Source organism: Xanthobacter cornucopiae (assembly GCF_043195065.2).
Taxonomy (GTDB): Bacteria; Pseudomonadota; Alphaproteobacteria; order Rhizobiales; family Xanthobacteraceae; genus Xanthobacter.
Genome location: NZ_CM195531.1, coordinates 2,165,703 through 2,179,728, shown reverse-complemented (window position 1 = coordinate 2,179,728; position 14,026 = coordinate 2,165,703). Strand labels below are relative to the sequence as shown.

Sequence of the window (14,026 nt, the reverse complement as noted above, 5' to 3'; positions counted from 1 at the left end):
TGAGACGCTCGGCTTGGCGCCCCTGGCTCCCTCGGCCTCTGGCGTGCCACGAGGTCGGTAGCCCCCTATGCCTCGCTGCGGTGATCAGGTCTTCCTTACAAGCACCGGGAGCTTCCGTCTTTCATCCCGCCGCCCAGCTCTCGCCTCCACTTCTCGCTCCCTGGTTGCTAATCTGAACGCTCTCTGTGACGGATGCGTCGTGCAAAGGAGGGCGCTATCCCGCCGCTCTGAATGACAGGCACAGCACCCGCAGCAGGGGCTCCCCTCTCCGCTTCCAACGGGATTGTACTTCAGGATTTGTCGAACCCTAACGATCGGGCCGAAGGGAGTAGCCCTGTTTGCAAGGGCAAAGATGACCCATAGCTGCCCCTTGCTGCCACGTCCGCTTTGCGCCCCCATCTTGGTCGTTAAAGCAACAAGGCCGATCTCCCGAAACCGGACATCAAACGGGTTGTGCGTCGTGCCTACAGTCGGAACAGTCCGGACGTTACGCTTCCACCTTCAAATGGACTGTCGCGGCCATCGACACGCGGATTGCTGCAACGTGACTGGTCCGGCGATCGAGCAGTTTTCCTCATTCAATGTCAATTCACAGTAATGGACGCGAGCCGCTTCCTCGTGACGGCCTGCGGCGCAGACCTAGCCGGGGTAGAATCTGAGTGCCAATGAGCGCCTAACACGTCAGACTGTGTCGAGAACTGGTCTGGGGGCATAGGGGCGGTGACAGATTTGAGAGGAGCGTTGACCTCGCTTCTGGCGACTCGCGGTCTTGAGCAGCCCGACGGGCGGCCTTTGTATGCCTATCGTTTTTCTCGCACCGATATCGAATCTTGCGGTGCCATCGTCCGTCGACATGGATCGTCGGCCCTGCGGGATCGCAGCGGTGCGGCGCTGGTCATTTGCCACATCGCGGAATGGTTTAGACGCGAGCGCGGTGGAGGCCATTGGGACTGGATAAGACCGCTCCGAACACTCGGCCTGGAATATGGCACTTACGCCTCAGTGCAGTATCGCGACGTCGAAGCATTGGTAAGCTTGGGGCTCCGGGTTTGGCGGCGTCCAGAGCCAACGGGAGGCGAACGCCTCCTGGCGATCGTTCGCGAAGCCGGCTTTCCGGTCGCTTCTGTCCGCGAAGATCCTCGTATCGCGTCATGGCTGAAAAATTCGGTCCTGTGCGCTGAGCGCGGGTTTGCGACGCGCGACGCGGTTGGCGCGGAGGCGTGGCGAGTATCGGAGCGTCTGGCTCAAGCGCTATTCGATCCGGCTGTCGACCTGTGCGACAAGATCATTGAACTGCGACGGCTGCTGCCGCCGGGCGATGCCGGCGGAGATCCTGTAGAATTCCTCGATGGATGCCGACCAGGCTGGCGCGACGAGTTGCCGTTCGATGTCGAGTGCGATGACATTCGTGGGCTGGTCGAACGGATCGTTCGAACACGAGAGGATGGCAGTGCCGCACTCGATGTGACCCGACGCCTGGTTCTTGCCAGAGATGGGTGGCAGGCGCGCGCCACACTCGGTCTGTCGGGAAATATCGACCTTCGTCGTTTGCCAAACTCGGTCGCCGCGGCGGTTCGCGACGGTCGGCGCCTTCGCGTGTTTCCTTGCTCTCCTTATTGTGACGAAATGGTCGCCGTCGCCGCGATCGAAACGTTCGACCAGGGCGACGGACCGATCCATGAATTGAGGGCATTCGTCGCGCGGTTCGACGCCGCTCTCGCGCTAAAGGACGAAGCGCGTCTGCTCGTCCAGGCCGGTACGACGACGATCTCGCAGTTCGTTGCCGCAGGCGGCGAAGCGCTTAAGGATCCTGTCGTCGCGCTAGACATCGAGCAACTCGATGAAGAGGGAAGGCCCGTAAGCCTGCGCGTCCTCGGGCCGTCCCCGGTACAGACAACCCGATCGAGGCTCGCCCTCGCCGTCAAACGACAATATTTCGAAGCCGTTTCCTTCTCTGCGGGCTTCGAGGATCTGGGTGCGGTGATCGGATCAGACCGCCGATTGGTCGCGTTCTCCGGAAGGGCGCGCTTTCGCCTGGACGATACTACGTGGTCCTGGCGAACGAGCGCCGAAAGTACGGTCGACGCACGTCTCGTGCTCATAGGTGATCTGCTGCGCGGCGTGCGAGAATCTGTATTCAGGGGCGTGCCGACCTGTTGGATCGAACGCGACGGCTATCTCATGGCGCCACGGCGCACCAACATGCGTTGGCGACCGAAAGGGCGCGGGACATGGCAGTCGATCGAAGATGCTCGTCCGTGGGGGAACGTCGATCTGGCGATCATCGAGAACGGCGAATTGCGCCTGACGGTGGGGGCTGCCATCGTTCCACCGGACTTCGAGGTCGGCATCGATCCCGTCCGACGCCAACTTCGGGTCGAGGGCCTCCGAACCCGTCTTCTATCAGCCGGTGCCTCTGGGAATCTGACCGTCGCGTTCGAACGCGACGCGGCTATCGTCACGCTCGGTCCCCCGAGCGGCGTCGCAACGATCGTTCTACGACCGCGCTGGGATGCAGAACTCGCGATTACCGTATCGGACCCGAGCTATGATCTTCGTCTCGTCGATTCATCCGATCGCCCGATGTCCCCGCGCTCGATTCTCTCGCTCGATGCTTTGAAGGGTGTCCGCATCCGCTCAACCAGGGACGTTTCCCTGACCCTGGAACTTCGCGCGATCAACGCCCCGAGGCTGGCCGTGGTTCGGACGATTTCGGGCGAGGTTCCCCTGTCGACATTCGCCGATACGATCCACCAGCTTCTAGGGAGCTCCGAGAGTCTCGACGCGCGTATCGCGCTCGGTGCCATCGGCGCGAGCCAGCAGATCGCGGAGGTGCGTTGGTATGCGGAGGACGTCGATCCGTTCGACGCCCCGCGACCCAATGCTTTCTCGGTGCTCGCAACAACACATGGACTTGAGCTGAAGGCATTCTCCCTAGCACATCCCTCGGCTGGAACGGTTGCCGTGTCCGCACCAGCGAGCCAGGCCACCATGCGGGCGGAACTCTCGAAGGCTCTGCCTGCGGGGCCCTGGCTCGTCTATGGACACCGCCGGAATGGCGCGAGGATACGCCCGCGCATCGTCCCCGCCGCGCCGCGATCTTTCCAAGACGAGCAAACGCTTCTGGAGCGAGCTATCGGTACGGACGCTTCGGCTGCAAGAGCGGTGGCATTCGTCCGGGCTTATGCGCAGGCCGATCAGCTCTCGTCGCTCGATCGCAGAACGATCGTTACCCTCTTGACCCTGGCTCGCCGCGAGGGGCTCCCGATCTCCTCGATAGACGCGATCAAAGCGCTTGACGGCTCTCCCGCGCTTGCAACACTTCTGTTGGCGAGCTGCGATTCGCTCGATGAGCGCGCCGCCCTGCTCGACCTCCAACGCGACCTGCCTTTCCTCTGGTCATCGACCACGATCTCCAATTGGCTGGAGGCTTTCGCAGCCCGCATCGCGGACACGCGACGACGGCTCGCCGATGCGGGAATCGATGATACCATCACTTATCGCAGCATCCTGTTTGCCCTTCGCGAGATCGTTGCCCTCCGCCCCGAACTGGCAGGTCATGCCCGCGCTGTCTTCCTCGTGCTCGTGACGGCGGAAATGACACGCGCGGGGAGGACGATCGAAAGCAGCGAAGGAAATTTTCTGAAGGTCCCCGTCGGCCATGGCACCCGTTCCGAAATAGATCGCCTGATCGCACGCCACGACGACACGGATATTCCACCGCGCGGTCTGTTGTCGCCGCGCGCTCTGATGGCGCAGCAACGCCACTTCGAACCCTATGACGAGCGATTTGCCGAGACCATCGCGACACCGTTGGCGATAGCCGATCACGCCACCGGACGGATGGACCTCTCGGTCCAAGAGATTCGACGATGTCGGGATGTCTGGCTGTTCGATCCGGAATATTTCGAGACGATGGTGCCGGTCGGCATCGAGAAGCGACTGCGAGAGGCCACGACGATGGGACAGGGACGGGCATGATCGATCTCGATCGAATGATGACGCGACTGCCAACGCAGGCCGCCGACGCCATCCTGGGCATGCTGCGGCCGAAATCCCGAACATTGGCCCGCCACCTGCGCGGCATCTGGTCCGCGCCGGCTGGCGTGGAGGGCTCACTCATCGCGGAGCCGTTCATCGAAGGCGCCTTTCCCTGGTTGCCCCTGGAGGGGGGGTGGGATGCGCTCGATCCATCGATCCTGCATCCCGGAACGATCGACGTACTGCGTACCGTATCCTTCCCGCCCTATGTCCATCAGGCGCGAGCCTGGGAGCTGCTGACATCGGCGGATCCAACCTCCGTTATCGTGTCGAGCGGCACCGGTTCCGGCAAGACGGAGTGCTTCCTGGTTCCCATCCTCGATCGTCTTGTGCGGCTCTCGGACAACGGCAGGCGGCCGCTCGACGGTGTGCGCGCGTTGATGCTCTATCCACTGAATGCGCTCATCAGCAGTCAGGAGGAGCGGCTCAGCCGATGGTTCGAGCCGTTCGGCGGAAGCCTGCGCTACTGTCTCTACAACGGGGAGACCCCGGAGGCTGTGCGCGCGGCTTCGCGTACGGAAAAGCCTTGGCGCGTCGGCGACCGCACGGCCCTTCGGGCGTCGCCGCCCCCGGTGCTCGTCACGAACGCCACGATGCTCGAATACATGCTCATCCGTCAGAACGACGCGCCGATCCTCGCCGCCTCGCAAGGGAAGCTTGACTTCATCGTGCTCGACGAGGCCCATTCCTACATGGGAGCGCAGGCGGCGGAGATCGCGCTCCTGCTCAGACGCGTCGCGCTCGCGTTCGGACGCCAACCGAGCGACATCCGATACGTTGCGACCTCGGCCACGATCGGTGGTGCAAACGCCAAAGCGGACCTACACCGCTTTCTGCAAGATCTGTCGGGAGCCCCCGCCAAGGCGATCCACGTCGTCGAAGGTCACCGCGCGCCGCTGCCTTCCGCCCCAACGCGATACGACGCTCGCAGCATCGACTCTGGTGATCTGTCCGGTCTCGCGCCCGAGATCAGTGGCGGAATCCTCGCGGGGTCGAGCCTGTTGCGCGACACGCGCGAGGAGTTGCGCAGCGGTAGGATCTTCTCCTGGCGGGACTGGTCGGAACGCGTGACAAAGCTCGCCGGAGCGCCGGCCGATCCGACCGCGATGCTCGTCGAAGCGGCGCGAGCGAAGGACCCGCACGCGGATCCCGTGATGGCCGAGGCTGGTAGCGACTCCATCCTGCCCAATCGGGTCCATCTCTTTCATAGGACCGTCGCCGGTCTTTGGGCGTGCATCGATCCGGAATGCCCTGAGAGCCCATCTCGTCACGAGGGCTCCGATTGGCCGTATGGCGCGATCTTCTCGGATGCACACGAGCATTGCCCGCATTGCTCGTCGATCGTTCTCGAATGGGTTTGCTGCACCCTGTGCGGCGACGGTGCCCTACGTGCTGAGGAATACGACAACGCCTCGCGGATTGCGCCTTGGAGCGACGGTAATGACGAGGACGGCTTCGAACAGACCCTCGAACGAGAGGATCCTGCGGAGGTGATGGAGGACGAGGAGGAAGAGGCAACCACTGCCGATGCTCCCACGATCGTCTCTCGCCGCTACCTCGGTCTGCCGGTCAAGGCCGGTTCGATGCGATTCGAATTAGACCTCGCCACCGGAATCTTGGACACGACAGCGGAACGGCGGCTCACCTTCGCTGCTAGCCGCGATATCTCGGTCTGTCCGACATGCGGCAAGGCCCCAAGTCGCGTCGATCCTAGGAGGGGCGCCATGCGTCCCGTCGTTGCCGGCGCCCCCTTCCTTATGGCCCAGATCACGCCAGGGTTTCTGGCGGATCTGTCTCCGGAAACGACCGCGATCGAACCGCTGCCCTTCGACGGCCGACGGCTCATCACGTTCACCGATGCTCGACAGGGCACCGCGCGTCACGCCGCGAACGTCCAGATCGCCTCGGAACGGACCTTCGTGCGTGGTTTCATCTACCAGTTCGCTCAGGAACGGCCGGCGGCCGATCCGGCGAGGATCGGAGAGTTGAACCAGCAGATCGATGGCCTGCGAAAGCATCCGGACAATGCTCTGTTCACGAAGATGGCTGACGACCTTGAGCAGGAGCGCTCTCGGTTGACGGACGGCGGCGCTAAACCGTGGCGTGATCTCGTGCGGCGGTTGGCATCCCACACGACCGTCGACCATTTCCTGCGCGCGCTCTGGACGACCACGAACCGGGATCCGCGGTTCGACGATCCGGAAACCCTTGCGGAATTCCTCCTCTATCGCGAGGCTATGCGGCGACCCGTTCGGGCCAATTCGGCTGAAACGCTCGGCCTGTTTCGCTTCGAGCTACCCGGCATCGATGACGCCACCGTGCCGCTACCAGCCTCGGCCCGTGCGATGGGGCTGACCGAAGCGGATTGGCGGGATCTCCTGCGATTGCTCGTCACCCACTTCCTGAGAACCAACGTCGCGCTCGATTTCGATCGCTGGTGGTTGAACTGGATCGATCGCCGGCAGAGCCACATCGAGGTCAGACCCTGGGCGCCCGGTGAGAAATCCAGTCGCTACGAAAGGCTCTGGCCCAACCCCTACGGGCCACGATTGACTCGCATCGTGCGGTTGCTCTTCCAGGCCGTTAGTCTCGATCCAGAGGATCGTTCGGACAAGGACAAGGTGGCGGAGGTCCTCGGCGATGCGTGGCGCGCGCTCCTGCGCTTCATGACGCAGACCGAAAATGGCTATCGCCTGAAACTTGGAGCCCTCTCCGTAGCAAAAGTCGAAAAGGCATTCTGGTGTCCAACGACGCGCCGCGTCCTCGATACGACATTGCGCGGATTGAGCCCTTATGACGTCGATGGAGTCCATCCGACGGCCGCCGCGATCACTATGCCGACATTGCACTATCCCTGGCGCAGGGATCCGGCCGGGCTCGCGGTGGACGAGGACACGTTGGACGGCTGGCTCGCCGACGATCCGATGGTGAGAGAATTGCGGGATGCCGGGCGATGGGGTGATCAGCACGACAGAGCGGCGAAATTCTCGCCCTGGCTCCGCGCCGCCGAGCATTCGGCCCAACAGGCCAGCACGACGCTTCGACGGTATGAGCGTGAGTTCAAGGCCGGACAGATCAACGTTCTCGGCTGCTCAACAACGATGGAAATGGGCGTCGACATCGGCAGCATCGAAGCCGTCCTGAACAGCAACGCGCCGCCAGAGATCGCCAACTATCGGCAGCGCGTCGGTCGGGCAGGGCGCCAGCGGCAGCCCATCGCGGTGGGATTGACGCTGTGCAAGGACCGCCCACTTGACCGTATGACGATCGCCAATCCGCTTGACTACCTCTTGCGCCAGGTCAAGACGCCGCGGGTTAGCCTTGAGAGCCCGACGATCGCGACGCGCCACGCGGCCGCCTTGCTGCTCGCCAGATTCCTCGCCGGCTTGGGCGCCGAGCTGCACAAGCTCACCAACGGTACATTCTTCGGACTCTCGAACGATACAATCCCGCACTCGGAGCAGGTACCGGCCACCGCCTTCCTCGCGTGGCTCGACACCGTACCCAGCGACCCCGGGACGAACGAGCAATTGTCCACGCTCCTCGCGGGAACACCGGTCGCGCCGGGTTGGGATCTGATCGAGGTTCTCCGCGGTCGAATCGACCGCATTTCCGCGGAGATGCGCTCCGAATGGGAGGCGCTCGCGGCCGAGGTGCCTGCCACGCCGACCGGGGACGTCGAACTCGCAGCGGTCAACAAGGCGCGCGAGCTCCAGCGTCGGCGCCTCGAACGCGGATATCTGCTCGGCGAGTTAGCGGGACGGGGATTCCTTCCCTCCTACGGATTTCCCACGGATGTCGTCCAATTCGTCACCGAAACCGCTGGCGAGAAGGCGGCGAAGCAGCGTGCAGCCGACGCCGGCGAGGAAGCCCAGGAGCGCAGTTTCGGCCGCGGCTATCCCTCGCGCTCTCGCGAGGTCGGCATATACGAATACGCGCCGGGACGCGGAATCGTGGTGGACGGCGTGGTTCGAGAATCATCCGGCGTGACGCTCAACTGGCAGCGACCGGTCTCGGAAGCCGGCCTGCGCGAGATCCAGAGCCTTCGCACCATGTGGTCCTGTAGGACCTGCGGCGCGCTCGCGTCGAAACCTTCCGCCGTTGAGGAGACGCCATGTATCGAATGCGGATCGAGCAACCTGGAAGCCAGACGGTATCTCAGTCCGAACGGCTTCTCCGTCGACGTCCGGTTCAACGTGCACGACGATCCATCGGACGTCGGGAGTAGCAAGGTCGTCGATCCCTGGGTGTCCGCGCGAGAGGCGCCTTGGCGTTCGCTACCCGACCCCGATGTCGGACGGGTTCGGGCGAGCGCCGATGGGACGGTCTTTTGGTTCAATCCCGGCGACCATGGCCATGGTTATGCCTTGTGCCTCCACTGCGGCCGCGCCGAGTCGGAGCCCGAGGCCTCCGGGGGACCGGGACTGTCCCTGCACAGACCGCTGCGAGGCGCACCCACGGCGATCGATCAGGTCACCTGCAGCGGCGCGCCTGAGTTCGCGCCTTATGCCGTGACGCGCAATCTCATGCTCGGCCACGAGATCCGAACCGATCTGTGCGAGATCCAGCTTTACGAGTGTCGATCCAGGGACATCGCACTCACCCTCGCGCTCGCGCTGCGTGAGGCGGTCGCGGATCGCCTCGGTATCGATGCCGACGAAATGGGCTTCGCGGCACCGGCTGCGCCGAACGTTCGCGGCCGCGACAACTTCAGCGCCGTCGTCTTTGATCGGGCGAGTGGTGGCGCCGGTTTCTCGACGACCATTTCACGCGATCCGGTGGGGCTGTTGCGCGAGGCGGCGGCCCATCTGGACTGCGCGCGCCCAGGACGGTGCGGCGATCCCGATGCCCAACGCGCCTGTCCCGGCTGTGTCCTGGCGCCGGACGCCCAACACGTAGCCGACGCGACGGATCGCGCAGGCGCCGCGGTGCTGCTCGCCGCTACGATCGATCGAATCTCCCTTCCGGATCAGCATCGCCTGTTCGGAGATGCGACGGTGTACGAAGCCGCGCCGCTCGCCGACGCCCTCAACGAACGCATGTCCGCGGATCCGAAGACCGAATTGACCGTCGTCCTTCACGGCAGCCCGCAGGAATGGGATTTCGATGCATGGCCAATGGCGCCGATCGTCGAAAGATGGGGCGCGCGTGGAAGAACCGTAATCGTCTCGGTCGATGCCGACGCCGTGACCGGCGCCGACGCCGTGACCCGGCGGCGCATCGCGCTCTGGATCGAGCGCGCGCGCGCAGTCCTGCGCGGCGTGTCCAGCGCCGAACGTGATCTTCTCTCCGTCACGAGAAGCGGCGATCGTGTGACGGCCTGGCGATCGTTCGACGCCGCGGCCTATCGCATCGCCGCGACCTGGGCGAGCACCTCGGCCGCGCCCGTCGTGCGCGGCCCGGTCGATCCTTCGGAGCAGGACGCCGTTCCTATCGATTCTCGTGCGCTGTTGATCGAGCGCGTGCGCGAGACCATTTTCGAAGTGGCACAGGAGATCGACGGACCGGCGACCGATTTCGGGCAGCGGCTCAGACGCGCAATGATGATGCGGAACGATGCCCTGAAGGCGGTCTTCGCGGAGCCCTGTCTCGAACTCACCTACTCGGATCGATATCTTTTCAGCCCCCTGGTCGCGCGGCTCGTTACCGAGTTCCTCGCCGGATTCGCGAACGTCGATACGATCATCAACGTGGACACGCTGGTCCAACGTCGCGACGGTCGTCGACCGCGAGCTGGTCGTACGGTGAGAGACGATTGGCCCGACGTCGTCGATCGTGACGCGGTCCTCCGCCACATGTTGGCGACGGTCGCGCCGTCGGCCAAGTTGCGTCTGCACCAGCACCTGCCGCACAGGCGCCGGCTCGACTTTCGAACCAGCGGGGGTGCCGGCACAATATTCTTCGATCAAGGAGTCGGCTCATGGACCACCCGGGGGGTGGTCGCCTTCGATCCGCTGGCATCACTACAGATGCAGCTCGCCGCCGTTCAATCACCCTTCGTGGTCGAGAACGGACCCAATGGCACGTTCTTCGCTGTGAGGTTGGATTGATCGCGCGAACGGCTGTGAAACCACGGCATTCGGGCTGGAGCCCGCGGAGCTTGAGAGCCTTGGTTGGCCGTTGCGAAGGGGGCATATCCGCTCGATCGTCGACCGCTCACCGTGATTGCGGATGTCGAAGAACCAAGGCGTCTGCATTAGGCGCTTTGAAATCGCGAACGAAGAAGACATGATCGCGCGGTGCGTTACTGGTGGGTCAACCACGCGCAGACGATGCGCCAGGAGATCGCGGGCGGCTATCTCTGGTCGCCCGTGACCGAGGCCAATAGTGCTCGTAGCCGATTCTACGACAACATGCGCGCCGCAGCACCAGGCGATGTCGTCCTCTCCTACGCCGAGGGACGCGTCGGAAGAATTGGCATCGTCGCGGATTTCGCGATCAGTGCGCCGAAACCCGAGGAATTCGGCAGGATCGGCGCGTATTGGAGCGCGGTCGGATGGCTGTTGCCTGTGCAATGGCTCGACACCGAATTGGCTGTACGACCAAAGGACTTGCTGTCTCGCCTGGCGCCATTGCTACCTGAGGTGGTCCCCATTTGGCGGACAGTTTGGCGGCTTCGCTAAGCTTGGTTCCGGTGTGCGTCAGGCCGCCATGTTGATGCCGTCACAGGCCGTATGGACCTCCTCCGGCGTTCTGCCGCCGAGGGCTGAGGGGGCCTCGTGCGATTGTAGCAGGTGATCCACCTGCCGATCCCGGCCCTGGCCTGGGAACCGGTTGCAAATGCATTGAGGTCGATGCACTCGTATTTCAGCGACCGCCAGAGGCGCTCGATGAACACGTTGTCCATCCACCGGCCGCGGCCATCCATGGAGATCCGCACGCCGGCATCCAGCAGCACCTCGGTGAAGCGCGGGCTGGTGAACTGGCTGCCCTGATCGGTGTTGAAGATGCCGGGCCGCCCGAACCGGGACAAGGCCTCCTCCAGCGCCTCGATGCAGAAGTCCGCCTCCATGGTGTTGGAGAGCCGCCAGGACAGAACCCTGCGGCTGTGCCAGTCCATGATGGCGACCAGGTACAGGAACCCGCGCCGCATCGGGATGTAGGTGATGTCCGCGCACCAGACCTGGTCAGCCTTGTCGATCGCCATGTTCCGCAGGAGATAGGGGAAGACGCGGTGTTTAGGGTGCCGCACCGTGGTCTTCGGCCGCTGGTAGATGGCGGCCAGCCCCATGCGGGCCATGAGGCGCCGCACGCGCTTGCGTCCGACCTCATGGCCCTGCCGGCGCAGATGACGAACCATCTGCCGCGAGCCGTACCAGGGCGTCTCGAGGAACTGGCCGTCGATCGCCCGCATGACGGCAAGGGTCGCGGGGCTTTCGGTCCGCGGTCCGCCGTAGAACGCCGACCGGCTGATGCCGACCAGGGCGCATTGGCGGGTGATCGGCAGTTGTCGATGATCCGGTTCGATCATGTCGCGTCTCGCCCCCACGCTCAGCGCCCGGAGGCCCGACGCAAAAAATCCCGTTCCACCACAAGCTGGCCGATCTTCGCGTGGAGCTGGTCGATCTCACCCTCGCGGGCGGTCTCGGCGGCTTCCGCCTTGCCGGAGAACACTGCGGCCATGCCCTCGACCGCCTGTTTCTTCCAGGCGTTGATCATCGTCTGGTGGACGCCGTGCTTCGCCGCCAGCTGCGCTACCGTCTGCTCCCCGCGGATCGCCTCCAGGGCTACCCGCGCCTTGAACTCCGCTGAATATCGCTTCCTCTTCCCGCTCATCGGGCTCGTCCTTCCGTCAGGCCGAACCAAGCTTAACTCCCTGTCCAATTTTCGGGGACCACATCAGCCGCATCACTGGAGTCGAGAAGCCCAGCCTACTGATCGCCAGCCATATCAAGCCATGGCGCGCCTGCGGAACGGCAGCCGAACGGCTCGACGGGTTCAACGGCCTTATGCTGGCCCCGCATGCCGACTTCCTATTCGATCACGGCCTTATTGGATTCGAGGAGGACGGGCGCTCCCTGTTCTCATCGCAATTGCAGGACGCAGACGCGGTGAAGCTTGGTCTTCATATGATCCAGTGCCCACCGCCACGTCCGATGAGGGCCGAGAGCCATGATTATATCCGGCACCATCGCAGCACGGTTTTCATACCGTGACCCAGAAGTGCGGTAGCCTCCTGTGGTATGCGCGATCCGGTTGTGAGCGAAGCCAACGCATCTGAGCCGCTCTTGAAGCTCAGACGCGCTTCCCCTCGGTACGACCGCTGACCGCCCTCACCGAGGCTTCGATCCGGTCGGCCGCGGCCGCGATCGGTTCGTGCTCCCAGATGCGCATCACCTTCCAACCCGTTTCAATCAATTTGCGGTCGGTGTCTCGATCGCGGGCAATATTGGCCTCGATCTTCTCGCGCCACCACACCGCATTATTTTTCGGCCAAGTGCCGTGCGTCGGGCAACCATGCCAGAAGCATCCATCGAGAAGGACGGCCGTCCGCGCACCCAGAAAAACGATATCGACGGTACGGCGCGAGCCTGTCAGTAAGCGCTGATGTAGGCGGAACCGCAGACCTCGGCGGTGCAGCTCGGAACGCAGGGCGCGCTCGCGTGAATTGTCGCGTGCCGTTGTCGCTGCCATCCGTTTAGAGGTCGCCGGTGCGACGGCTTCAAGACGCTTCGGCCGCGTCATGCACTGCAATATGGTGATGGAGATCGAGGCGAAAAGCCTCCTCGTATCGCAAGGTGCTTCGTTCGAGCCGGGAAAGGAAGCCGGACGCAGCCTTGCGGGACAACGGTTTCACAACTCCAGATAGGAATGAGGCGAGGTGCTGCTGTGGGCGGGCGACCGGCCATTCCGACACCGTGGATCGGCCTCGCTGGCCCTCGCATCCCCAACCGGCACTCGGCCAGCGGGTCCCGGTGATCAAGGGTTCGTCGTCGCTATGATACTCGCCCGCGTGCTGCAGTCGCTCCGCGATCCACGCGGCGAAGGGTACGCTTACGGCATTGCCGACCAAACGCCAGCGTTGGCGAGCCTGTCCAGCATCCTCGCCGCAAACCTCCGTCCATTTTGGATCGAACCCCTGTAGGCGTTCCGCATCCTCGATTGAGGGCACGCCGATCAATCGACGCCTCGGGAACCAGATGGCCGGCGGCGATGGGATGTGCAGTGCTGAGCCACCTTTGAGCGGAGGTGTCGCATCGATGGCCCATCCAATGCCGGTGTTGCCCTCCGTCCAGTAAAAGCCACACGCATGTACCCCGCGTTTGTCGATCAACGGCGCACGGGCGTCGATTCCGAGCAGGGCCGGCCGTGGATCATTTACGCGAGAGGCGAGGATCACCACCCGCCGGCGTCGCTGCGGCAGGCCGAAGGAGCGCGCATCCACGGTGCGATAGGCCCACATGAAACCCATCGCCTCAAGCTCGGTTGCGATCCGATCGATGGCGCGTCCGCCGTCGAGGCTGAGCATGAATGGAACGTTCTCAAGAACCAGCCATGCTGGCCCCGGCCTAGCCTTCCGGAGAAGCTCAAGCAGTACATCGATCAGGCCCGAGTTTGGCCCCGAGATTCCCTTCCTGCGACCAACCTGGCTGAGATCCTGGCAGGGGAATCCCGCGGTCAAGACATCGCAGTCAGGCAGCTTGCCCACAGTGCGAACATCGTCGCTTATCTGCACTTTGGGGAAGCGATTGGCGAGGACCGCACGGGCGCGATCGTCTGCGTCACAGAGCAGGACGCTCCGATGACCGTGTTGGTGAAAACCGCATTCGAGCCCCCCGATGCCAGCGAACATGCCGACGACGGTGAAATGCTTCTTAGAAATCGGTCCGGGTGCGGGTGGAGCGCCGGTTAATACGGTGCCCTCCATTTGCGAATCGAGAGGTTCGCCTAGGATCGATTTCAAGAACATTTCACGAGCCGCTCTCAGAATACAAAATGATGACTCGATCGAGCATAGCACGATGGCGATCCCACCTCGAGGAAA

The 14,026-nt window shown here is 63.6% G+C and carries 6 protein-coding genes and 1 pseudogene; 4 read left to right on the top strand and 3 right to left on the bottom strand.

Annotated elements, in window-relative coordinates; genetic code table 11:
- Positions 1-741: 741 nt before the first annotated feature.
- From V5F53_RS09740 to V5F53_RS09730, 3 genes are all read left to right on the top strand, one after another.
- Positions 742-3,981 (top strand): STY4851/ECs_5259 family protein, encoded by a 3,240-nt coding sequence (locus V5F53_RS09740; RefSeq protein ID WP_393998226.1) that lies wholly within the window; start codon positions 742-744, stop codon positions 3,979-3,981.
- Positions 3,978-10,091, top strand: coding sequence for a DEAD/DEAH box helicase (locus tag V5F53_RS09735; RefSeq protein WP_393998225.1), 6,114 nt, complete (start codon positions 3,978-3,980; stop codon positions 10,089-10,091). Before V5F53_RS09740 ends, V5F53_RS09735 begins: the two co-directional genes overlap by 4 nt.
- Positions 10,092-10,280: 189 nt before the next feature.
- Entirely contained in the window at positions 10,281-10,664 is a 384-nt protein-coding gene (locus V5F53_RS09730; protein WP_393998224.1) for a hypothetical protein, read from the top strand.
- Between the two features lie 18 nt (positions 10,665-10,682).
- On the opposite strand, the pseudogene V5F53_RS09725 reads toward V5F53_RS09730, so the two are convergent.
- Positions 10,683-11,817 (bottom strand): annotated as a pseudogene (locus V5F53_RS09725) (IS3 family transposase).
- On the opposite strand from V5F53_RS09725, the gene V5F53_RS09720 reads away from it, so the two are divergent.
- Positions 11,790-12,197, top strand: coding sequence for an HNH endonuclease (locus V5F53_RS09720; protein WP_393998261.1), 408 nt, complete (start codon positions 11,790-11,792; stop codon positions 12,195-12,197). The pseudogene V5F53_RS09725 and the gene V5F53_RS09720 sit on opposite strands and share 28 nt — an antisense overlap.
- Before the next feature lie 79 nt (positions 12,198-12,276).
- Here the strand turns inward: V5F53_RS09720 and V5F53_RS09715 are convergent, their stop codons facing one another.
- On the bottom strand, positions 12,277-12,726 hold the full coding sequence (locus V5F53_RS09715) for a very short patch repair endonuclease (protein WP_393998223.1): 450 nt from the start codon (positions 12,724-12,726) through the stop codon (positions 12,277-12,279).
- A complete protein-coding gene (locus V5F53_RS09710; RefSeq protein WP_393998222.1) occupies positions 12,704-13,951 on the bottom strand; it encodes a DNA cytosine methyltransferase in 1,248 nt (415 codons plus the stop codon). Before V5F53_RS09710 ends, V5F53_RS09715 begins: the two co-directional genes overlap by 23 nt.
- Positions 13,952-14,026: the final 75 nt, after the last annotated feature.

Excerpts from the sequence above, each read along its gene's own strand:
- V5F53_RS09715 (WP_393998223.1), bottom strand. The coding sequence starts at position 12,726 with ATGACGCGGCCGAAGCGTCTTGAAGCCGTCGCACCGGCGACCTCTAAA.
- V5F53_RS09710 (WP_393998222.1), bottom strand. The coding sequence starts at position 13,951 with ATGTTCTTGAAATCGATCCTAGGCGAACCTCTCGATTCGCAAATGGAG.
- V5F53_RS09735 (WP_393998225.1), top strand. The coding sequence starts at position 3,978 with ATGATCGATCTCGATCGAATGATGACGCGACTGCCAACGCAGGCCGCC.